The sequence below is a fragment of the Microbacterium helvum genome, from assembly GCF_014779795.1.
In the GTDB taxonomy this organism is placed as follows: domain Bacteria; phylum Actinomycetota; class Actinomycetes; order Actinomycetales; family Microbacteriaceae; genus Microbacterium; species Microbacterium helvum.
In genome coordinates this window covers 60,957-81,464 of sequence record NZ_JACXZS010000014.1, presented here as the reverse complement: position 1 = coordinate 81,464, position 20,508 = coordinate 60,957, and the positions used below count along the sequence as shown (strand labels likewise).

Genomic DNA, 20,508 nt, shown 5'->3' with positions numbered 1-20,508 from the left:
TCACGAGGACGCGCTGGGGATCAGTTCGTGGTCGCCAAGCGACGGGCCTCATCGATGCTCGCGCCGAGCGCCGAGTGCACCGTGTGATCGACCGAAATGCCCGTCGCGCGCAAGGCGAGCACGGCGGCGCCGGTGAGTCCGTCATCGACCGAGATCAGATTGACCGACTCGCCGACGGCGCACAGGCGCTCTTCTATGGCTCGACGCAGCATTGGCTGCTTTGCGAGGATCCCACCGGTGGCGACGACTGGGTCGTGCATCGCGCCGCGCACGGCGCGCAGCGTCGCGCATAGTCCGTCTGCTGCGTCCTCGATGATCGCACCGGCCACGGCGTCGCCGACCGACGCTGCATCGAAAGCGAGCGGTGCCAGTCGGGCGAGTTCCACCGGCCGCGCCGCGTACGTCGACGTCAGGATCCTCATGATCTGCGGCGGGCGGCTGGGGTCGGTTGCGGTGTCCGGAGAAGTGGATCGCGCCATCGTGGCTAACAAGAGCTCGGTCAACGTCGTCTCCGGTCCACGCCCGTCGAGATGGGACAGGGCTGCGCGAGCCACATGCTGCCCGATCCAGAATCCAGATCCTACGTCGCCGAGGAGCCAGCCGAGTCCGTCGGCGGTGGCCATGGCGTGTCCCGCCTGAACCCGGACCGCGGCTGCGCCTGTGCCGCTGATGAGCACGCTTCCGCTCTCGGCTGCCGTACCCGCGCTGAAGCCAGCCATGGCATCGGAATCGAATCGCACCAGCGCACGGATGCCATGTGAGAGCAGCGCCTTCTCGATTCCCTCATCCAAGGCTGCGCCTGGGCTGATGCCGGCTAGCGCGATTGTGACGGAGTGTACGTCCTGCGGCGGCGTGTGCGACTGGGCCAAGGCCTCCGCGGCCGCTTCAGCGAGGGATGCTATCGCCACGGGGAGGCCGGAGGAGATCGGATTGGCCGGGCCGCGACGTGCGAAGCCCACGCAGCGTGCATCCTCGGTGATCGCTGCGCAGCGCGTGGCGGTGCCTCCGGCATCAATCGCGAGCAGCACGCGGTTCATCCTTCCGCCCGCGGGGTGCCTCGCTCGCCGGCCAGGGGGGCGGTTGGAACTGAGGGGTTGACATGCGGTAGATCTTAAAACTAAGTTTCACAATTATCCGCAGTAGCAGAACGGAAATATCACAGTGACACAAGGAACCACAGCGGTCACGGCAGAGTTCGGCCTGCGGGCTCGACTTCAAGCCACTGTTCCGGCCATGTCTGCATCAATGGCACGGATCGCCAACCTCCTCCTGGAGTATCCCGATCTCCCTATCTCGATGTCGATCTTTGAGTTTGCGGATCGCGCCGACGTCTCGGCACCCACCGTTACTCGATTCTGCAAGTTCATCGGGTACCGCGGATATACCGGCCTGCGCGTCGGCGCCGCCGCCGAACTCGGGCGCTCCGTCGGGGAGGACGGACTCATCGGAGAGCCGGGTGCGTCCGCACATCCGGAAATGAGTGATGAGGATCTTCTGCGCACGTTCCTCGCCAGTCATGTGCAAGCGCTCCGCGCCTCCGCCGATCTCGTAGACCTTGCCGACATGCGGCGCGTCGCACGGATGATCTCCGATGCGCCGCAGGTCGACGTCTACGGTGTTGGCGGTTCCGGTACCGTCGCCCACTCGCTGGTCGATCGGCTCTACCTTGTCGGCGTGAACGCCCGAGCGTGGACCGATGCTCACCTTGGCCTCATGAGTGGCGCGATCCTCCCCGAGGGTGCGGTTGCGATCGGGATTTCTAGTTCAGGCGAGACGACCGACACGATCGAAATGCTCTCCGAGGCCAGGGCGAGTGGGGCATGGACGGTCGCGATCACTAGTAATCCGCACACCACGATCGCAGAGCAGGCTGATGTGATCGTGCAGACCGCGCCGCCGGACGATTACCTCGATCTCGGCAGCCTCACCTCGTCGCACGTGCAGACGTTCGCGGCAGACCTGCTGTACCTGCTCGTCTCGTGGAATCGCCAGGAGCACAAAGATCGCAACTCCGCGGCGGTGATGAATGCGATCTCCGACGGGCGGGTGAACGCGCGCGTGATCCGATCCGTTCCTCGTGCGACCGAACCGTCGCCCCTCATTCCCTGAAGGAGTCTCATCGATGTCCCAGCTGTTCCCTGCATTCGCCGACGAGGTTCGGTTCCGTCTTGACGAGCTCGATCGTTCGGCCGCTTCAGGTGGATTGGATCCGGCGATTGACGTCCTGACTGTGTCTCTTGGGCGTGGGGGAGTCATCCACGCCTTCGGCACCGGTCATTCAGAGGCGTTCGCGATGGAGATCGCCGGACGTGCAGGCGGGTTCATTCCGACTCATCAGATCGCGCTGCGGGATCTGGTGCTGCTGGGATCGCGGGGACTGGCTGAGATGGGCAGGCCCGAGTTCGAGCGGGACCACACCGTCGCGGACGAGCTGTTCGACCTCTACGACATCCGTGAGGAGGACGTGTTCATCATCGCCTCCAACTCCGGCGCAAACGGGTCGACTGTCGGTCTCGCATTGCGAGCGCAGGCCGAAGGGCTTCTCGTGATCGCGGTCACCAGTCTTGCGCACTCTCGTGCGGTGGAGTCGAAGCATCCAAGCGGGCGACGGCTGTTCGAGGTTGCCGATGTCGTCATCGACAACCTCGCCCCCTTCGGCGATGCGACTCTCGACATCGATGCAGGGCTTCGCGCCGGAGCCGTGTCCTCGATCACCGCCGCGTATATCGCCCAGCAGCTCACGCTCGGCACAGCCGACCGACTCCGGTCAGCGGGTGCGCTTCCTCCCATGTACATCTCGGCCAACATTCCCGGCGGAGACGAGCACAACAGCGGCCTTCAGGACCGTTTCGGCGCTCGCATCCTCCCATACGCACACCTCGACGAACGCGCGACGAGTTAGTCACATCCGCAAGTGCCACACCAATGAAGGAAGGTCACATATGTCACGCCCCTCACGCCGCACGGCACTGAACGCCGGCATCGTAGCCGTCGCGCTCGGTCTCGTCCTCGCCGGCTGCGCCGGTCCCGATCAAGCTCAGACCTCCGATGGGACTGCATCCGCGGACAATCCGTTTGGAGTCGCCGCGAACACGAAGGTTGACGTCGTCGTCTTCGACGGCGGCTACGGCACCGAATACGCGGAGTTTGCCGCTGGGCTCGTCGAAGACCAGATTGGCGACGGCGTCACCGTCGAGATCTCGCCCACCAACAACCTTTCGCAGGCGCTGCAGCCGCGCTTCGTCGGCGGTACCCCGCCCGACACTTTCACAAATGACGGTGCGGATGCGATCCCGATCACCAGCATTCAGGATCAGCTCGAAGACCTGAGCGACTTCTGGAACACGAAGAACTACGACGGCGTAAAGATCACGGATGCGGTCTTCCCGGGCGTCAAGGACGTCGGAGAGTACGACGGTTCGTACCTCAACGCGAACTACGTCATGACCCTCTTCTCGTTGTGGTACTCGCGATCTCTGTTCGAAGAGAAAGGCTGGAATCCGCCTGCGACGTGGGCGGAGATGGCTGACCTATGCACAGCCGCAAAGGCTGATGGCAAGTATCTGTTCACATTCGGCAAGGAAGCGGCTGTCTACTATCAGTGGCTCGTGCTGGATTCGGCAATCAAGCAGGGTGGCTTCGATGTCATCAATGACATCTCGAACCTCGAGCCGGGGGCTTGGTCGAACCCCGATGTGAAGGCTGTGCTGGCGGAGTTGCAGTCGCTCATCAGTGACGGCTGCTTCGTGCCCGGCGGCGCGGGGACCCAGTTCACGCAAGCCCAGGCGCAGTGGTCCAACGACCAGGAAGCACTCTTCTACTATTCCGGATCTTGGATCGAGTCCGAGATGAAAGAGGCGACGGCGGACGGATTCGAGATGACCGCCTGGCCGGCTCCTCTTCTGAACGACGAGTCCGCGCTCCCGTTCGAAGCGGCGCAGGCGGGGCCCGCGATTCCTTGGAGCGTGCCGAAGGCGGCTGCCAGCACTGCGGGCGGCAAGGAGTTCCTGCGGGCGCTGTTCTCCAAAGAGGCCGCGTCGAAATTCTCCGAGCTGACATTGGCGCCGACAGTCGTCAAGGACACGGTTCCGGCTGACGGCTTCGGTTCGACGGCCCTCGCCTCGACCATGGGCGTCATGGAGAACGCCGGGGATGACCTCTTCAGCTGGGTGCCCAACAGCTACTCCGGGTACTACGGCATCCAAGACGCCCCGTATTGGGTGTCGTTCCTTGCCGGAGACATCACAGCACAGGAGCTGATCGACGAGGAAGAGAAGCTCAGCGCCGCCGCCGCGGCAGACGACTCAAAGCCCAAGAAAGAATACGACTACGGCGAATGACTGCACTGATCACCGCTGCGGAGCCGGGGGAGCGCGTGACGTCTCCCCGGCCCCGCAGGCCTCCAAGGCGGCCGAACTTCGACCGCATCAGCTTTCTGCTCGTGTTCCTGGTCGCCCCCCTCGCCCTGTTTGTGGCCTTCGTCCTGTGGCCGTTCGCCCAGTCGGCCTACTACGCGCTCACGAGTTGGGGTGGCTACACAGCCGATCTCGAATGGGTCGGTCTGCAGAACTTCACCCAGATGTTGTCCGACGAGGTGCTCCTGAAATCGCTACGCAACTCGGTCGTGCTCGCACTCGTAGTGCCGACTCTGACGTTGGGCATCGCCTTCGCAATCGCCTGCGTCGTGACTACTGGCGGGCCCAGCATCGGCACGATCCAGGGTCTCCGGGGATCGGCGTTCTACCGCGTCGCGTCGTTCTTCCCGTATTGCGTGCCAGCAATCGTGATCGGCATCATCTGGGCCCAGGTTTACGATCCGTCTCGCGGGCTCCTGAACGGGATTCTCACCGCGGTCGGCCTTGATCAGTTCCGCAGCTTCCCGTGGCTCGGCGATGAGACGACCGCGATGGCGGCATCCGTTCTCGTGATCGTATGGAGTCTGATCGGCTTCTACACGATTCTGTTCATCGCTGCGATCAAAGGCATCCCAGCGGAGACGTATGAGGCGGCGCGCCTCGATGGTGCGGGAAGGTTCCGCATTGCGGTGTCCGTTACTCTGCCGCAGATTCTTTCCAGTTTTCAGACCGCGTACATCTACGTCGGTCTCGTCGCGGTCGATTCATTCGTCTACATGGCGGCGTTGAACAATCAGGGCGGCCCGAACTATTCGACGCTCACGATGACGCAGTACTTGTACAACGTCGCCTTCTTCCAAGGGAAGTTCGGTTACGCCACGGCGATCGGCATTGTGCTCGCACTGGTCACGCTGATCTACGCGGCTCTCGTCTTCGGCGTGTTCCGTCTGCTCCGCGGAAAGGACGGGGGTGATCACGCATGAGCAGCGCAACCCTCGTCACACGCGCGACCGCCGACAGGCGTACGGCTCGGAACGGCGACATCCGTGTCGCAGCCGGATCTCATGCGCTGCTCGGCGTCTGGACGGTCATCGTCATCGTGCCGTTCCTCTGGACGGTGATGTCGAGCTTCAAGACAACGAAGGAGATTCTCGGTTCCCCCTTCTCCTTGCCCGCATCGCTTTCGTTCGCCAACTACGTGAAAGCCTGGAGCGACGCGGGAATCGGGCGCTACTTCTTCAACACCTTGCTCGTTGTGGGCAGCTCGTTGTTCCTCGTGATGCTCTTGGGATCCATGCTCGCGTACGTGCTCGCACGGTTCCGGTTCCGCGGGAACAGGCTTATCTACAACGTCATGCTGGCGGCGATGGCATTCCCTGTCTTCCTCGCGATCGTGCCGCTGTTCTTCACCTTGCAGCACATGGGATTGCTGAACACGACGCCGGGACTGATCCTCGTTTACGTGGCGTTCGCCCTGCCATTCACGATGTTCTTCCTGTACTCTTTCTTCAAGCAGCTCCCGCACGATGTCTACGAGGCGGCGCTGATCGACGGTGCAGGAGACTGGCGAACGTTCTTCTCCATCATGCTCCCGATGGCGACACCGGGGATCGCGTCCGTCGCGATTCTGAACTTCCTGGGTCTGTGGAACCAGTTCTTGTTGCCGGTTGTGCTCAACACAGACCGGGATAAATATGTCATCTCTCAGGGGATGGCGACTTTCGCGGCCAGCGCGGGGTACTCGATTGACTTCGGCGCGCTGTTCGCCGCAGTGGTGATGACAATCATCCCGGTCCTCCTCATCTACGTCATCTTCCAGCGCAAGCTCCAAGGCTCAGTCGCGCAGGGCACGTTCCGATAGGCCGGCCGCCGACCATCCGCGCGGTGTTCTGACGTCGGCCGAGGCATCACGAGATTGGCACACATGAGAATTACGCATGTCGAAACACACCGAGTCCGCATTCCTGCGCCATCACCGGCGTTCGCATGGCGCGCGGGGCTCGAGGGAAGTCCGGGCGATGACGAGGGCGCCGTTCTACACCTGCGCACCGATCACGGCGTGGAGGGCGTTGCGCTGCTCAAGCGTCCGGGAAGCGCCCCGCAGCTCGAGCATGCCGTCGACCGGCTGTTCCGCGACGAGCTCGTCGGGCAGGATCCGCTCGATCGCGAGCATCTCTGGCATCGTGTCTGGGAGATCGACCGCATCCACGAGCTGAGTCTGCCGTTGCTCGGGATCGTCGATGTCGCGCTGTGGGATCTTGCGGCTCGCTCCGCGAACCTTCCGGTCTGGCGGTTGTTGGGAGGAGCGCGAAGGAAGATCCCTGCCTACGCATCTACGACCACCTTCGCCAGCATCGAGGAGTATCTCGACGTCGCCGACCAGTGCCTCGAGCTCGGCTACACGGCGCTAAAGCTGCACGCGTGGGGAGATGCTCGGCGCGACGCGAGGCTGTGCGAAGCGCTGCGTTCACATGTCGGGGATGACGTGCCCCTTATGTATGACGGTTCAGCCGGATTCGACCTGCCTGACGCCATCCATATCGGACGGGTGATGTCCGCGAACGGCTACTTGTGGTTCGAGGAACCCATGCGCGAGTTCAGCATCCATGCCTACAGACAGTTGCAGCGAGTTGTCGATGTACCGCTCCTGGTTGCCGAGACCTCAGATGGAGCCCACATGAACACAGCCGACTTCATTGCGGCGGGCACCGCGACGTTCGGGGTGCGCACCGATACCGTCCTCAAGGGCGGTATCACCGGATCAATGCGCATCGCGCACCTCGCGGATGCGTTCCGGCTGCGCGTGGAGGTGCATGGATCGGACGCGCCGAACCGTCACCTGTGCATGGCGATACCGAACACCACCTACTACGAGTCGCTCGTCACGAATGCAGCGGTCGAGCGAGAGCGCCACGTCGATGCAGAGGGCTTCGTTCATGCTCCCGAGTCCGTCGGTATCGGTCTGCCGGCGGATCTCGAATACCCCGCGGAGCTCGCGCAATTCGTCGGGGCATGAAAGGGGGCGCTCCAGTGCGCATCGACGCGCATCACCACGTGTGGGATCTCGACAGAAATCCTCAACCGTGGATCAGGGAAGATCTGCTGAACCGCACCTTCGCGGTCGAGGAATACCAGGCGCAGATGCGCCGGGGTGGCTTCGACGGCTCGGTGCTCATCCAGAACCTGTGCGACGAGGCGGAGACGGTCGACATGCTCGCGCTCGCTTCGGCCAACCCGTGGATTGTCGGAGTAGTCGGCTGGATCGATCTCAGCGCTGACGTCGATGCGGCCATCGCCAGGCTGCGTTCCTGTGACGGCGGCGACAGATTGGTGGCAGTGCGTCATCAGGTGCAGTTCGAGGAGGACTCCGACTGGTTGGATCGCCCCGCGATCCGACGCGGACTCGAGCGAGTCGGCGCACACGGTCTCGCTTTCGATGCTGTGATCAGGCCGGATCAGCGTGCGTCGGCCGTACGGGCAGCGCGCGAGATCTCAGGCCTTAACTGGATCCTCGACCACCTCGGGAACCCACACGGAGGAAGGCCAGACGACGGCTGGGAGCACGCGATAGTGACGCTCGGTGGGCTCCCGAACGTCGCTGCCAAGGTATCCGGTCTCGGCAATCTCGCTGGGCAGGGATGGACCGCGCGGTCACTGCGAGGCGTCGTTCGTCATGCGCTCGCGGCGTTTGGACCTGATCGTCTCCTGTTCGGGTCGGACTGGCCCGTGTGTCTGCTCTCCGGTGACTTCACGCTTGCGGTCACTGCCGCAGAGGAGTGGTTCGACGATCTTCCGGCAAGGGCGCAGGCAGAGATCTTCGGAGGAAGCGCGAGTCGGTGGTACGGGCTGCTGTGATCGAGTCGCGCTTCTCAAGTGGAACGCCCGCGCTCGGCTTTGGGGCAGCGCCGCTGGGCAACCTCTTCGCCCCGGTCACGGATGAGGCCGCACATGGTGCGGTGGACGCGGCGTGGGACGCCGGAATCCGCTACTTCGATACCGCTCCGTACTACGGCTTGGGGTTATCGGAGTCCAGGTTAGGTGCGTCGCTGTCGGCGCGACCACGTGCCGAATTCCTGTTGTCGACGAAGGTGGGCAAGCGGCTCCTGAACGAGACGTCACCGCGCGTCGATGGACTCGTCGACGGGCAATGGGCGATCGCGACCGCGCGTCAATGGACCAGGGACTATTCGAGAGCCGGGGTCTTTCGATCATTGGAAGAGAGTCTTGAGCGCCTGCGTTGCGACCGTGTCGATATCGTCTTCGTACACGACCCGGACCGCCATGTGGACCAGGTCGAACGTGAGACCGCGCCGGCTCTCGAGGAGCTACGTGCGGAAGGGGTCATCTCCGCGTACGGTGTGGGCACATCGGACTGGCGCATCGCGGACCGGCTTCTCTCGACAACCAACCTCGATGCAGTGATGATCGCAGGAAGATGGACTCTGATCGACCGCTCTGCGGCGCCTCTGCTCGCGCATGCGCAGTCCAGGGGTGTGTGGCTCGCGGTCGCTGGCCCGTTCAACTCGGGGCTCCTCGCGCGGCCCTGGCCGGCAGACGACAGCATGTTCGAGTATTCGCCCGCGGGGGACGAACTCGTTGCCCTCGCCCGGGAACTGGCTCTTGTGTGCAGAAGACACGGTGCGACATTGCCCGAGGCTGCGATCCAATTCGCAACCCGATCACCAGGCGTCTCAACGGTCGTCGCGGGGATCGCATCTGCCGCAGAGGCCGTCGCGGACGTCACCGCCTTCGCGCGCGACATCCCTCGGAGCCTTTGGGCCGAGCTCGACAGGATCGTTGAGGGCTTCCAAAGCAGGAGCTGACAGAATCGCGGCGTCGCGACGATGAACGGTGGATGCCTCGACCGGCCGGGGCCGAGGCATCCATCGACATCAACGGCAGATCGAGGTGGGCAGCAGGTCCAGTCTGCGGAGCTCGTCGGCGACGATGCCGGCGTAGACGCCGGCGCCGTACTCGGACGTGTGGGTGCGGTCGCCGTAGATTCGGATCAGGTAGATCGGCTCAGACTCAGCGGCTGGCACCTTATCCCTCACGTGCGCAGCCGCAGTTCCCTTGCGCTCCTGCCGGCGGGTCCGCTAGCGTGCAGAAATCTCGCGTGACCTGCATGTTAGGTGTCGGCAGGCCACCAACCTGGATGCGCGCCTTCTGGGGGGGCTTGGGCACCATGACCAGACGTGCTGACCGTAACGGCGTACGCGCTGTGTTCGCCGTCGCACTCGCACTTCTCCTCAGCGGATATGCCGCGCCTGCTTTGGCAGACGACTCGACGCCGCCCGACGTGAGGGATGCCTACTCGACGAAAGCCCTGGACAACCTTCGCGCGAGCAATGGAGGCACGAAAGATGCCGGGAACATGGGCGACGCAGGCGTCCCCGACTTCTCTTCTGCCGCCCGCTTCGGCGATCCGCACCAGATCTCTGTCTGGAGTGCGGAGCTGATCGCTGGAGATGCCAAGGCGCCGGCGGTGACCGCCACCGATGAATGGCTGGCGTCGGTCCTCGCCGCTGACGGCGAGGTCCTCGGAACGTATCGTGTGTGGCGGCCCTCAGCGGCGGCCCGAGCCGAGATGGCGGGCTTCAACAACGATGTCGAACTCGGTCGCGCCTTATCTGCCCTTCCGTCCGATGCCGTTCTTGTGAACGACGCGCCATCGGCGCAGTGGCTGTCTCTGGATGACGGAGTGGTCTCGGCGCTCAATCAGGTTGCAGCGGTGGAGGTCCCGAGCCCGATGCCTGTCTCCGAGCTCGCACCGATTGTCGCGAAGCGCTATGCGCAGGCGATCGCAGATGCGGAAGGTCACGATGATGCGGTCGGTGGCGGCGGTTCAACTGGCGTTCATCGCCCGTGGTACGACGGCACGAAGGTGTGGATCATCGCCGGGGTAACCGCGGCGATCCTCGCTGGTGCCCTCGGCGCGGCCATCGCGCTTTCGCGCGAGCGGCGGAGAGCTGGTCCGCGCGCGAATGACCTCGGATGAGTGGTCCCCACGCCCCCGCAGTCGCAGCTTCGCGTCGGCTGGAGCCTCTGGGCGCGGGGGGCCAGCCGGGCGCCCGGCATCCACTCATCCTCACTAGGTCGCACTCATCCTCACCAGGTCGCACTCAGCGCCGCGACGGTCGCTCTCGTGAGCGGCGTCTACGCGTACGCACTGATGAGCTCCCGGATCGAACCGACGATGGTCGGGATCGGGATGCCCGCGGCGAGCATCGCGAGAAGCTGCCGCAGGTTGAGGATGTGCGCGTGCTCCTGCCAGTCGGCGTGCAGCGGGCGGATCTCGGCGTAGGCCGCGAAGAAGGAGTCGGGCACGCCGCCCGAGCAGAGCATGTGCGCGATATCGACCTCGGCCCAGCCGTAGCTCACGGCGGGGTCGATGACGGCCGGTCGTCCGGCGCGGTCCGCGACGACATTGTTGCGCCACAGGTCGCCGTGCGTGAGGCGCGCGCCCGTGTCGGGGATGAGGGTCGGCAGCCGACCGCAGAGACGCTCGATCCCGGAGCGGTCCGACCCATCGAGCGCAGCCTCCACGCGGGGCTCGGCGAGGTATCGCAGCACCCGGTTCTCGGCGAAGAAGCGGTGGCCGTCGGCATCCCACCCGTTGCGCTGGGGGAGCAGCCCGAGCCAGCCGTCGCGGTCCCAGCCGAATCGGCGGTGCGGCGTGGTCGCGTGCATGCGTGCGACGCTCCGGCCGGCCTCCTGCCAGAAGGCATCCGCGCCGGGAGCGTCCGGCTCGAGCGCCTCGAGCGCGATCGAGCGCGGTCCCGTCGCGAGCACGCGCGGCGTCCGGAGACCGCCCAGCGAGGTCAGCGTCTGCAAGCCGGCGGCCTCGGTCGCGAACAGGTCCGCACGGTCCTCGGCGGGCGCCTTGATGACGACCTCTTCGCCGCCGTCGAGCTCGCACAGCCACACCGGGCTGGCGAACCCGCCCGCGAGGCGGCGGATGTGCCGGGTGCTCCGCCCGGGCGGCAGGAAGGACGGGGACCATTGGTCGTCGTTGAGCATCTGAACTCCTCGGCATTTGTTGGAAGAGCCTACAAATATCGAGGAGTGCGGATCAAGCGGTCGTCAGCCGGCGTTGATCCTGACGGCGTCCGCGACGAGCTCGCCGATCGCCGAACGATCCACGGTGCTGCCCTCGACGAAGTCGATACCGCGGACGACCTTGCTGTCCAGACGCGTGTTGAACAGGTCGCTCTGCGGCATGCGTGCGCCCTTCGAGAAGGTCAGGCGCACGGCGTTCTTCAGCACGTCGACGAAGCAGAGATCGCCGTCATGGGTCCAGAAGGGGACTCCCTCCGGCTTGGAGGGCTTCTTGTACTTGACCGCCTCGACGACATCGGGGTCGGCCGCCCGGATCGCCGCTCGCAGCGAGGCGACCGTCTCGTGCTTCCATCCCGCCAGCTGCGCGATGATGTCGTCGATCTGCTCGGAGTCGGTCTTGTCGCTCATGCGCGAATCCTCGCGAAGACGGCCGCCGAAAGCAACGACCCCGACGCGCGTCAGATCGGGAACGCCTTGATCCGCTGCAGCAGCCCCGGACCGGAACGGTCGAGGAGGCGGCCGCCGACGAAGACCCCGGCGACGATGACTCCCGCACCGACGGCGACGCCGACGACGAGAGACACCGCGCCGAGGGTGGCCGACGCCGTGGTCATCGCGACGATCGCCAGGACGAGCGCCGGTGCGCCGAGCAGCAGGCAGGCGCCCATCACCAGGAACACCAGCATCCCGCTCGCGAAGGTCTGGCCCGGCACGGTCTTGAAGGGGCTATCACCCGCGCGCGGGACCGGGACGACCAGCAGCGCCGACGACACCGCGGAGACGCCGTAGCCGGCGAGGAGCAGGCCGAGGGCTCCGCCGAGCACGGCGGCCAGGTTCTGCCAGGCTCCGGTGACCGCGGCCACGACGATCGCGACGACGATGACGGCCGGGAGGCCCACCGAACCTGCGCCGAGGGTGCGGCCCCAGCGATCGGCGCGCCCGGTGATGCCCGATGACAGGACGGACGCGAAGGCCGTGCCGTCGTAGGAGATGTCGGCGTAGGTCGCGATGGCAAGGATCAGGGCGACGAAGATCGCGGACACAGTGAACATCACGCCGTCCACCCCGGTGGTGAACGCGAAGAGGGCGGGGAAGAGCGGGATGAAGATCAGCTGACGCAGGTAGCGCGGATCCCGCAGCCATCCGTTGAGCGAGCGGGCCCACGTCGCCCCGACCCCGCCGGTCGGCATCGCGCCGAACAGTCCGAGCGCTCCGGACTTGACGGTGCGGGTGGTCGGGCGCGGACGCGTGCCGGCCGAGGAATGCAGCGCCCGCGCCCACACGTACCAGAGCGCGGCCAGCGTTCCGACGGCGATCACGAGCTTGCACAGCGCGGGGAGCCAGGCGCCGGCGGCGACGTCACCGGGCACGGCCCACGCGGCGCCGAGCGGGGTCCAGCCGAGGATCGCGCCTGCCAGCTCCAGCCGGGCCGGCAGGTCGCTCGCGGCGTCGACCGCACTGAGGATGCCGGTCAGGATCGGCCCGGTCATGATCAGCAGGCCGATCACGATCGTGCCGATGACCTCCTGCCCGCGACGCCGCCCCGAGAACCCGGTCGTCATCGTGGTGACGAGTCGGCTGACGAGCACGCACGTCAGCACGGCGACCGCGATCATCGGGAGCGCGATGATCGCCGCGAGCGGCCAGCGCACCCACAGGATGACCGACGCGAGGGCGGTGAGGGTGGTGGCGATGCCGGGGATGCCGGTCAGCCCGGTTCCCGTCAGCGCGAGCATGAGCTGACGCTGTGAGAACGGGAACGGCGCCAGGCGGTCGGCATCCACCATTCCGTCCGCCCCGGCGACGATCAGCGGACCGATGGCCCAGCCCAGCAGCAGGGCCGAGCCGGCGACCACGGCGATCGTGCGCGTCGCCTCGAGACCCTGCAGGAAGCTGACGGCCACGAGCCCCGCCACCACGAGGCCGACGAGCCACACGGCCGCCAGCATCCCGAGGATGAAGCCCACCAGCTGCCAGGGACTGCGGGCGAGGGAGTTGCCGAGCAGGCGGTACCGCAGCCTCAGGACTGTCGCAACCACTCCGGGCCCTCCGAGCTGTGACGGCCGCCGACGAGCGTCAGGAACCGGGACTGCAGGGTCTCGCCCGCGCGGACGTCCTCGACCGTTCCCGCGGCGCGCACCCCGCCGTGGACGATGATCGCGACGTGATCGCACATGCGCTGGACGAGATCCATGGAGTGGCTCGACACGATGACGGTGCCGCCGGTCGACGTGTAGCTGCGCAGGACGTCCTCGATGTTGGCGGCCGACACCGGGTCGACGGACTCGAACGGCTCGTCGAGCACGAGCAGGCGGGGCGCGTTGACCAGCGCGCACGCGAGCGCCACCTTCTTGGTCATGCCCGCCGAGTAGTCGGCGACCATCGTCCCGGCGGCTTCGCGCAGGTCCATCAGGGTCAGCAGGTCGGCCACGCGCGGGGCGATCTCGGGCCGCGGGACGCCGAACATCATCGCCGTGTAGGTGATGAGTTGCTCGCCGGTGAGCCGATCGAACAGGCGCACGCCGTCGGCGAGGTTGCCGATCATGCGCTTGGCTTCGACGGGATGCTGCCACACGTCGACGCCGTGCACCTCTGCCGTGCCGGCGTCGGGTCGCAGAAGACCTGTCGCCATCGAGAGCGTCGTCGTCTTGCCGGCGCCGTTGGGCCCGACGAGGCCGAAGAACGACCCTGTCGGAACCTGCAGGTCGAGCCCGGCGACGGCGAGCTTGTCGCCGAACCGCTTCACGAGTCCTGACAATCTCAGCGCCGGGGCTGTCGGTGTCTGATCCACCCTCCCGACCCTAGCGATTCCTGATCAGCCACCCATCCATCCGAAGGTCCCTGCGTCGTACCCGCCGGGCGGAAGGTCGGGCCGCGTGTCGCCGGCGCTTCCGAGCATTGACCGTGTGAGCTGTTCGCGGGAGTCCATCAATCGGGCGAGCTCGGCGGTGAGATCCTCGTCGCGCGGTTCCCGGCCGTCCTGGACCGCGCGGAGCACGCTCCGTCTCATCAGCTCCTTGGCGAACGAACCGGTCGTTCCCTCCGCCTGAGCCGCGGCTGCTTCGAGGACGTCATCGCTGTAGGGGAGGTGCTGCGCGTATCGACGGAAGAGACGGCGCCGTTCCGCTCGGGCCGGCAGTGGCACCTCCACTGCGAGATCGACCCGGCCGGGGCGTTCGGCCAAGGCCCTCTCCAGCGCTTCCACGCGGTTGGTCGTCATGATGAATGCGACGTCGGCGTCGCCGTCGAGACCGTCCAGTGCGTCGAGCACCTCGAAGAGCAGCGGCTGCGGTGAGCTGTGTCGCTCCATCGCGACCAGGTCGATGTCTTCGAGCACGACGAGCGCCGGTTGAAAGGTGCGTGCGATCTCGGCCGCAGCGCTGATGAAGCGGATGCTCGACCCGGTGAGGACCACGGCGGTGATGTCGGGAGTCGCGGTGAGGAGGTGCCGCACGGTGAGCGTCTTGCCGGTGCCGGGCGGGCCGTACAGCAGAACCCCTCGCTTCAGATGCTGACCCGCGCGCTTCAGCGCCTCGCGATGGCTGCCGATGCCGATCACGTGCTGGACGATCTCTTCGAGGACACCCTCGCCGAGCACGATGTCGTCAGCGGCGACCGACGGGCGCTCAAGGAAGGTGGCGCCGGCGTCGCGACCGTACTCGGTGGCTTGAAACGACAGCACCTGGCCTCGCAGCACGCTGCGGTCGATCATCGTCTGCCTGAGCGCTTCGAGGAAGCGCGGAACGACGGCGTCGTCGGGACTCATGACCTCGACGGCCGCGACCGGCCTGCCGAACTGGGGAGCGGCCGCGCGCTGTGCGAGTGCGACAGGCGCGCCGTCGAAATGCAGCAGCCGCACCCCGAGAGACACGACCCGGGTACTGGAGCTCGGACCTGTCGCCCGCTCCGCGTAGTCGACGGGTCCGGGCGCGTAGCGCGTGTGGGGGCTCGTGATCCACTCGGCGAGCCCCTGATGGTGCCGCTGATCGCCTCCGCTGACGCCGATGAGGCGACCGTCGAGCCCGCCCAACGCGTCCAGTGCGAGGTCGGCGTCGACCAGCCGGTGATCGCCGATGAGCTCCACGACCACGGACACCTGCGAGGCGTCGACGCCCAGGTGCTCGCTGATCAGGTCGCCCAGAGGCGTCCGGACGGACGGGGTCTCCCGACCCGCCAGTTCGTTGACCCGGCGGAGGTACTCGGAGACCTCGCGCATCAGTTCGCGGTCGTCGTCACGCAACATGCCACGACTCTCCCACAAGGCCACGACACGCCGCGCGGTCTGGCGCCGAGGCTCCGAGGGGCGACGGGTCCGCGTGCGCCGCCGAGCGTCGAACCGGCTCAGCCGCCGACAGCGGCCACCGTCTTGCGCACCACGGTCTTGTTCTTGCCGATGCGTCGCTCGAACGTGAAGCCGGCCTTCTCGAACATGGTCCGCGTGCCGTTGTGCAGGAACGATGACGACGTCTTCTTACCCGGTTCGACCATGTTCGGGAACGACACCACCTCGCCACCGCCGGCCTGGGCGATCAGCTGGAGCGCGCCGTCGAGCGCCTCGCGCGCGACACCCGCGCGACGATGATCGCGGTCGACGAAGAAGCAGGTGATCCGCCAGGGCGCCGGGCTCTGCTCTCCGGCCTCATACTCTTTGCGGTGGTAGATGCCGGGGAGCTCTTCGGGGCTGCCGTACTCGCACCACGCGATCGCATCGTCGCCCTCGAACACGAGCGCCGCGTGCGCGACGCCCTCGTCCACCAGTCGCTTCTTGAACGTCGCGCGGTCGTACTCGTCCTTGACGGTGTGCTCGGTGTCGCCGTGGAAGTAGGAGCAGTAGCATCCACCCCACACGCCGTTGTGCTTCTGCGCGAGGGCGAGCCACGCCGGGAAGGTCTCAGGCGTGAGCGGTCTGATCACGTGCTCCGCGTCAGTCATCGCCGGCTCCTCGGGTCGGTGGTGCAGGGACGGATCCTCGAGGTGATTGTTCATCCGACGCCGTGGCCGACGCAAGGGACCCGCGCCGGCGCTATCAGCACGAGCGATGCGGGCCATAAGCGATCTGCGCTTCATCGATGCTGCGGCACGCGGTCCAATGGCAGGGAACGAAGGAGTTCCATGTCCCGTACGACCTCTTCCTCGACGCCACCCGTGATCCGGTCCGCGGGCGCGCTGCAGGGGATCCTGCTTCTCGCCGGCAGCTGCATGCCCGTCCTCGGCTCCGTGCTGATCACCCCGGTGCTGCCGCAGCTGTCGGAGCAGTTCGCCGGCATCGCCGGCGCCGACGTCCTCGTGCCGATGATCGTGGCGATCCCGGCGCTCATGATCGCGCTGTTCGCGCCGTTCGCCGGGCAGATCGTCGATCGCCTCGGCCGCAAGAAGCTGCTGATCATCGCGATGATCGCCTATGCGCTGGTCGGCACCGCTCCGGCCTGGCTCGAGGCCCTGCCTGCGATCCTTTTCAGCCGCGTGCTCGTGGGCGTGTGCGAGGCGGCCATCATGACGGTCTGCACGACACTGATCATCGACTACTTCCACGAAGAGAAGCGCCGCAACCGGTATCTCGGGCTGCAGACGGTGACGACGACGCTCGCGGCCACCGTCTTCATCGTGCTCGGCGGCGCCCTCGGCGTCTCGGGCTGGCACACGCCGTTCTGGGTGTATGCGATCAGCATCGTGGTCGCGGTGCCGATGATCTTCGCCCTGTGGGAGCCCAGCGCCGCCGATCCGACCGACAGGCACGAGAACGTCGCGAAGGTGCGCACACCGTGGCGACGGATCTGGGTGCGCCTGCTGGTCACGCTGTTCGGCGGTTTCAGCTTCTACGTGCTCATCATCGAGGCGAGCTATCTCGTCGTCGGAACGGGGATCGCCGCCACCGACACGGCCGTCATCGGTGCCGTGGCCGCCGTCGCGTCGCTCGCCACCGCCATCGGCGGCATCTCGTTCACCCGGCTCGGCAGGATGTCGCACGCCGTGCTGCTGCCGCTCGCCTTCGGGCTGCAGGCCGTAGGCATGGTCGTCATCTGGTTCGCGCCCGGCCTCGCCGGCATCGTCGCCGGCGCGATCATCGCGTCGTTCGGCTCCGGCCTACTGCTGCCGTCCCTGCTGACGTGGGTCGTCGCACCGACGAGCTTCGAAGAGCGCGGCCGCGTCACCGGTTGGTGGACGGCGGCGTTCTACCTCGGCCAGTTCCTCACGCCGATCCTCATGGGCATCCTGGGCGGCGCCACGGGAGCCCTGACGATCGGAGTCGGCATCGTCGGCGTCGCCGCGGCCGTCGTCGCGATCGTGATCGCGGTGGTGCTGCGGGCGCGGGTGCGGGCAGCGGTCTGACGTCAGCGGTGCCGCGGGCGACCCGGGCCGATGTCATCGGCCCTGAGGAGGTCCCGCTGGGCGCGCCGTTGCAACAGAGCGCCTGGGCCCACGCGCCCCGAGGCTCCACGCAGCGCGAAGCGATGCGTGGAGAGGGCGTGGGGAGCATCCACTCATCCCGAGGCTCAGCCGCAGCTCGGCCGGCAGCCGCGCTGCGTGACCGCGTCGATGAGCACCGTGCCGATGTCGGTCGGCTGCAGCGCCTGATAGGCCGCGCCGTCGGTCGCGGCGGCGATCTGCTCCAGCGCGGACTGGTCGGTGTCAGGGCCGTAGCCGATCGCGATGACGGCGACGGGCTTCGCCGGGTCGCGCAGCTTCTCGAGTTCGGCGAGCAGCCCGGGCAGGTCGAGGCCGTCGTCGTCCTCGTTGACGCCGTCGGTGTTGAGCAGCACGAGGTTGACCTGGCCGGGCACATACGTGTCGCGCATGTACTTCACCGCGGCGAGCACGCTGTCGTAGAGGCCGGTCCCGCCGCCGACGAGGCTGTCGAGCCCGTTGGCGGTGTCGATCGTGAGCTGCTTGTGGACGGGATCGCCGAGCGAGCCGAAGGGGACGACCTCTTGCCAGTCCTGCCCGCCGATCCGCCGGCTGGAGAAGACCCAGACCGCGAGCGACGAGTCCGTCGACAGCGAGTTGATGGCACGGACGGCCGCCTGCTCGAACAGGTCGACGCGCCGCATGTCGGGCGTCGCCTGCTGCAGCATGGAGCCCGAGACGTCGTTGAGCGAGAGCATCCGCGACGGCGCGGTGAGGACCTGCCAGGTGCGCAGCACCTCGGCCTGGTTCGCGCTGTCGGCCTGCTCGGGCGCGGCGATGGTGGTCTCGGCGTCGCCGGTCGCGGTCGCCGGAGGGTTGCCCGCGGCGTTGCGCAGCCCGTGAGCGACGAGCACGTCGTCGGCGTCGTCGGCGGCGGCGGTGAGCGCCTCGGCGGCGGCGACGGTGTCGTCGGACGCGTCGGCGGCCGTCACGAGGGGAATGCTCACCGCCGGCTTCACATCGGCCGGGTAGACGGGGACGAGCTTCGTCGTCGAGTCCTCGTCGTACTGCTGCACCGCCTGCTCGGTGGTCACGGCGACCGTCGGGGTGGTCGCGGCAGAGACCGCGTCGAGCGCCGCCGTGGTCGTGGGAGCGACCGCGGGGTCGAGGGCGAGAGCGAGGGCGGTGAACGTCCGGGCGTCGCCGTTGAGCGCTGTCTGCAGCGCGAGCAGCGCGGAAGAGCTCGCCGCCACGGTCGCCGGGTCCGGCAGCACGACGGCGACGGAACGCTGCGCGAAGCTTGAGAACCCGGCATCGGCCGCTTCGAGGACGGCGGCGGTCGGCTCGGTCGTCGCGAAGACGACCGGCGTGCTCGCGAGCGTGCCGCCCACGGCGAGCTCCGCCGCGTCGACGCCTGTCCGTTCGGCCTGCCCGGTCGCCCGAGCGGGCCACATCGCCGAGTCGGGCACCCAGATGTCGAACTCGGGGTTCGCTCCGGTCGCCAGCGCCTCGGCGGTCGCCGCGCTGTCTTCGGTCGTGATCGCGGCCTTGGGGCAATCCGCGCCGAGGCCGGCAGCCAGCTCGGCGACCGCATCGGCGACCGCCGGGTCGGCGGTGATGCGAAGGCTTTCAGGCAGGCAGGCGCCGACGGCCCCAGGGTTCTGCTCGGGTTCGTCCGCCGCGCCGCGCGCGAAGACGACGCCGATCACGACGACGAGCGCGACGACGAGGAGGATGACGAGGCCCAGCAGGATCAGCGAGCGCCGCCGTCGCTGCGCGGCGCGCGCGGCCGCCCGCGTCGGCGTCTCGCCGGTGGCTGGGTTCGGCTGCAGTCGGGTCACTGGCACTCCGATGGACGGCGGGCGGAACCCGCTGCGTGATGCACGCCGTCGTATCTGGGGGCATACGCCGTCGTACGTGGGGGATACTCCGGTGGAGTCTAAGCGACCGTGGCGCCGAGCCGAAACGGGCGCCGTGCGTCGGGATCAGTGCGCCACGCGTGTCGGCGGCGCCAGGTGGGGTATGGGCACGGGCTTGCGCGAGGGCACGCGCGAGGGGTGTGCCGCCACCCGGATGACGTCGTCGAGGACGGCTCGGGGCGACGCATAGATCACCGGGAGGGCCAGGTGGCGCAGCCAGACGGCCTCGTACTCGGCGGAGCTGATCTCGCGGATGCAGGTGACGGTGCGATGGGGGTCGTCGACCGCGCAGGACGCGTCGACGATGATCCACTCGACGGGCGTGAGCTGCTGCAGGACGAATCGTTCGTTCATCGCGTCCGCTCCGAGTCGTCGCCGTCGTGGCGGGAGTGGGTGCGTTCGAGGTTCACTGTTGCTCCTTCCTTGGCACGCAGCCGGCGGTTCTCGTCCTGGAGGGGGATCACCATGGCGATTCCGGCGAGGTTGAGCCCCGCGTCGAGCAGTTCGCCGATGCGGCGCAGCATCACGACATCGTTGACGCTGTACCGGCGGGTGCCGCCTGCCGATCGGTCGGGGAGCAGCAGCCCGTGCGCCTCGTAGGCGCGCAGGTTCTGCACCCCCGATCCCGCGAGCTCGGCCGCGACCGAGATTCCGTACACGCCCCGGTCGGGATCGAGCTCGACGTCGCTCATGGCAACCTCTCCGTGAAGAACTTCCAGCAGGTCTCTTGCATAAGCATGTCATGAGTGGTACAAGAAATCTATGGCGACCGTCATAGATCTTGGATCGACGGCGTCACAGCATCAACTCAAGACAGAAGACGGAGGTGG

The 20,508-nt window shown here is 67.0% G+C and carries 21 protein-coding genes; 10 read left to right on the top strand and 11 right to left on the bottom strand.

The window, feature by feature from the left end; all coding sequences use genetic code 11:
• Nucleotides 1–20: 20 nt before the first annotated feature.
• On the bottom strand, nt 21–1,028 hold the full coding sequence (locus IF188_RS18120; RefSeq protein WP_191173211.1) for an N-acetylglucosamine kinase: 1,008 nt from the start codon (nt 1,026–1,028) through the stop codon (nt 21–23).
• 133 nt (nt 1,029–1,161) lie between these two features.
• On the opposite strand from IF188_RS18120, the gene IF188_RS18115 reads away from it, so the two are divergent.
• From IF188_RS18115 to IF188_RS18080, 8 genes are all read left to right on the top strand, one after another.
• Nucleotides 1,162–2,109, top strand: a complete 948-nt coding sequence (locus IF188_RS18115) for a MurR/RpiR family transcriptional regulator (RefSeq protein ID WP_318152936.1) — start codon at nt 1,162–1,164, stop codon at nt 2,107–2,109.
• Between the two features lie 13 nt (nt 2,110–2,122).
• The gene (locus IF188_RS18110) at nt 2,123–2,902 is read left to right on the top strand and encodes a sugar isomerase domain-containing protein (RefSeq protein ID WP_191173209.1); all 780 of its coding nucleotides are present in this window, start codon (nt 2,123–2,125) and stop codon (nt 2,900–2,902) included.
• 40 nt (nt 2,903–2,942) lie between these two features.
• Nucleotides 2,943–4,340, top strand: a complete 1,398-nt coding sequence (ngcE, locus tag IF188_RS18105) for an N-acetylglucosamine/diacetylchitobiose ABC transporter substrate-binding protein (protein WP_191173208.1) — start codon at nt 2,943–2,945, stop codon at nt 4,338–4,340.
• A complete protein-coding gene (locus IF188_RS18100) occupies nt 4,337–5,338 on the top strand; it encodes a carbohydrate ABC transporter permease (RefSeq protein ID WP_191173207.1) in 1,002 nt (333 codons plus the stop codon). The genes ngcE and IF188_RS18100 overlap by 4 nt, the downstream gene beginning before the upstream one ends.
• Entirely contained in the window at nt 5,335–6,216 is an 882-nt protein-coding gene (locus tag IF188_RS18095) for a carbohydrate ABC transporter permease (protein WP_191173206.1), read from the top strand. Before IF188_RS18100 ends, IF188_RS18095 begins: the two co-directional genes overlap by 4 nt.
• 63 nt (nt 6,217–6,279) lie before the next feature.
• A complete protein-coding gene (locus IF188_RS18090) occupies nt 6,280–7,371 on the top strand; it encodes an enolase C-terminal domain-like protein (protein ID WP_191173205.1) in 1,092 nt (363 codons plus the stop codon).
• Nucleotides 7,372–7,385: 14 nt separating this feature from the next.
• Nucleotides 7,386–8,210: an amidohydrolase family protein gene (locus IF188_RS18085; protein ID WP_191173204.1), complete on the top strand. Its 825-nt coding sequence runs from the start codon at nt 7,386–7,388 to the stop codon at nt 8,208–8,210.
• A complete protein-coding gene (locus IF188_RS18080) occupies nt 8,207–9,178 on the top strand; it encodes an aldo/keto reductase (RefSeq protein ID WP_318152935.1) in 972 nt (323 codons plus the stop codon). Before IF188_RS18085 ends, IF188_RS18080 begins: the two co-directional genes overlap by 4 nt.
• 69 nt (nt 9,179–9,247) lie before the next feature.
• On the opposite strand, the gene IF188_RS18075 is transcribed toward IF188_RS18080, so the two are convergent.
• On the bottom strand, nt 9,248–9,397 hold the full coding sequence (locus tag IF188_RS18075; protein ID WP_191173203.1) for a hypothetical protein: 150 nt from the start codon (nt 9,395–9,397) through the stop codon (nt 9,248–9,250).
• Nucleotides 9,398–9,540: 143 nt separating this feature from the next.
• Between IF188_RS18075 and IF188_RS18070 the strand changes: the two genes are divergently transcribed.
• Complete coding sequence (locus IF188_RS18070) at nt 9,541–10,353, top strand: hypothetical protein (RefSeq protein WP_191173202.1); 813 nt, start codon at nt 9,541–9,543, stop codon at nt 10,351–10,353.
• A gap of 158 nt (nt 10,354–10,511) precedes the next feature.
• Here the strand turns inward: IF188_RS18070 and IF188_RS18065 are convergent, their stop codons facing one another.
• The 6 genes from IF188_RS18065 to IF188_RS18040 form a co-directional block, all read right to left on the bottom strand.
• Nucleotides 10,512–11,375 carry a fructosamine kinase family protein gene (locus tag IF188_RS18065; protein WP_191173201.1) on the bottom strand — a complete coding sequence of 288 codons (864 nt, stop codon included), beginning with the start codon at nt 11,373–11,375 and terminating at the stop codon, nt 10,512–10,514.
• A gap of 63 nt (nt 11,376–11,438) precedes the next feature.
• A complete protein-coding gene (locus tag IF188_RS18060) occupies nt 11,439–11,822 on the bottom strand; it encodes a DUF1801 domain-containing protein (protein WP_191173200.1) in 384 nt (127 codons plus the stop codon).
• A gap of 50 nt (nt 11,823–11,872) precedes the next feature.
• Nucleotides 11,873–13,453, bottom strand: coding sequence for a hypothetical protein (locus IF188_RS18055; RefSeq protein WP_318152934.1), 1,581 nt, complete (start codon nt 13,451–13,453; stop codon nt 11,873–11,875).
• Nucleotides 13,435–14,205, bottom strand: coding sequence for an ABC transporter ATP-binding protein (locus IF188_RS18050; RefSeq protein ID WP_191173199.1), 771 nt, complete (start codon nt 14,203–14,205; stop codon nt 13,435–13,437). Before IF188_RS18050 ends, IF188_RS18055 begins: the two co-directional genes overlap by 19 nt.
• Nucleotides 14,206–14,229: 24 nt before the next feature.
• The gene (locus tag IF188_RS18045; protein ID WP_191173198.1) at nt 14,230–15,657 is read right to left on the bottom strand and encodes an AAA family ATPase; all 1,428 of its coding nucleotides are present in this window, start codon (nt 15,655–15,657) and stop codon (nt 14,230–14,232) included.
• Between the two features lie 98 nt (nt 15,658–15,755).
• Nucleotides 15,756–16,346, bottom strand: coding sequence for a GNAT family N-acetyltransferase (locus tag IF188_RS18040; RefSeq protein ID WP_191173197.1), 591 nt, complete (start codon nt 16,344–16,346; stop codon nt 15,756–15,758).
• 180 nt (nt 16,347–16,526) lie between these two features.
• On the opposite strand from IF188_RS18040, the gene IF188_RS18035 reads away from it, so the two are divergent.
• Nucleotides 16,527–17,744: an MFS transporter gene (locus IF188_RS18035; RefSeq protein ID WP_191173196.1), complete on the top strand. Its 1,218-nt coding sequence runs from the start codon at nt 16,527–16,529 to the stop codon at nt 17,742–17,744.
• Between the two features lie 164 nt (nt 17,745–17,908).
• Here the strand turns inward: IF188_RS18035 and IF188_RS18030 are convergent, their stop codons facing one another.
• The 3 genes from IF188_RS18030 to IF188_RS18020 form a co-directional block, all read right to left on the bottom strand.
• On the bottom strand, nt 17,909–19,600 hold the full coding sequence (locus IF188_RS18030; RefSeq protein WP_191173195.1) for a VWA domain-containing protein: 1,692 nt from the start codon (nt 19,598–19,600) through the stop codon (nt 17,909–17,911).
• Between the two features lie 144 nt (nt 19,601–19,744).
• Entirely contained in the window at nt 19,745–20,032 is a 288-nt protein-coding gene (locus IF188_RS18025; RefSeq protein WP_191173194.1) for a hypothetical protein, read from the bottom strand.
• Complete coding sequence (locus IF188_RS18020; protein WP_191173193.1) at nt 20,029–20,370, bottom strand: MerR family transcriptional regulator; 342 nt, start codon at nt 20,368–20,370, stop codon at nt 20,029–20,031. Before IF188_RS18020 ends, IF188_RS18025 begins: the two co-directional genes overlap by 4 nt.
• Between the last annotated feature and the right edge of the window lie 138 nt (nt 20,371–20,508).

Coding starts and splice junctions, on each gene's coding strand:
- IF188_RS18025 (WP_191173194.1), bottom strand. CDS start 20,032: ATGAACGAACGATTCGTCCTGCAGCAGCTCACGCCCGTCGAGTGGATC.
- IF188_RS18060 (WP_191173200.1), bottom strand. CDS start 11,822: ATGAGCGACAAGACCGACTCCGAGCAGATCGACGACATCATCGCGCAG.
- IF188_RS18020 (WP_191173193.1), bottom strand. CDS start 20,370: ATGAGCGACGTCGAGCTCGATCCCGACCGGGGCGTGTACGGAATCTCG.
- IF188_RS18070 (WP_191173202.1), top strand. CDS start 9,541: ATGACCAGACGTGCTGACCGTAACGGCGTACGCGCTGTGTTCGCCGTC.
- IF188_RS18065 (WP_191173201.1), bottom strand. CDS start 11,375: ATGCTCAACGACGACCAATGGTCCCCGTCCTTCCTGCCGCCCGGGCGG.
- IF188_RS18110 (WP_191173209.1), top strand. CDS start 2,123: ATGTCCCAGCTGTTCCCTGCATTCGCCGACGAGGTTCGGTTCCGTCTT.
- ngcE (WP_191173208.1), top strand. CDS start 2,943: ATGTCACGCCCCTCACGCCGCACGGCACTGAACGCCGGCATCGTAGCC.
- IF188_RS18095 (WP_191173206.1), top strand. CDS start 5,335: ATGAGCAGCGCAACCCTCGTCACACGCGCGACCGCCGACAGGCGTACG.
- IF188_RS18045 (WP_191173198.1), bottom strand. CDS start 15,657: ATGTTGCGTGACGACGACCGCGAACTGATGCGCGAGGTCTCCGAGTAC.
- IF188_RS18100 (WP_191173207.1), top strand. CDS start 4,337: ATGACTGCACTGATCACCGCTGCGGAGCCGGGGGAGCGCGTGACGTCT.
- IF188_RS18040 (WP_191173197.1), bottom strand. CDS start 16,346: ATGACTGACGCGGAGCACGTGATCAGACCGCTCACGCCTGAGACCTTC.
- IF188_RS18090 (WP_191173205.1), top strand. CDS start 6,280: ATGAGAATTACGCATGTCGAAACACACCGAGTCCGCATTCCTGCGCCA.
- IF188_RS18035 (WP_191173196.1), top strand. CDS start 16,527: ATGTCCCGTACGACCTCTTCCTCGACGCCACCCGTGATCCGGTCCGCG.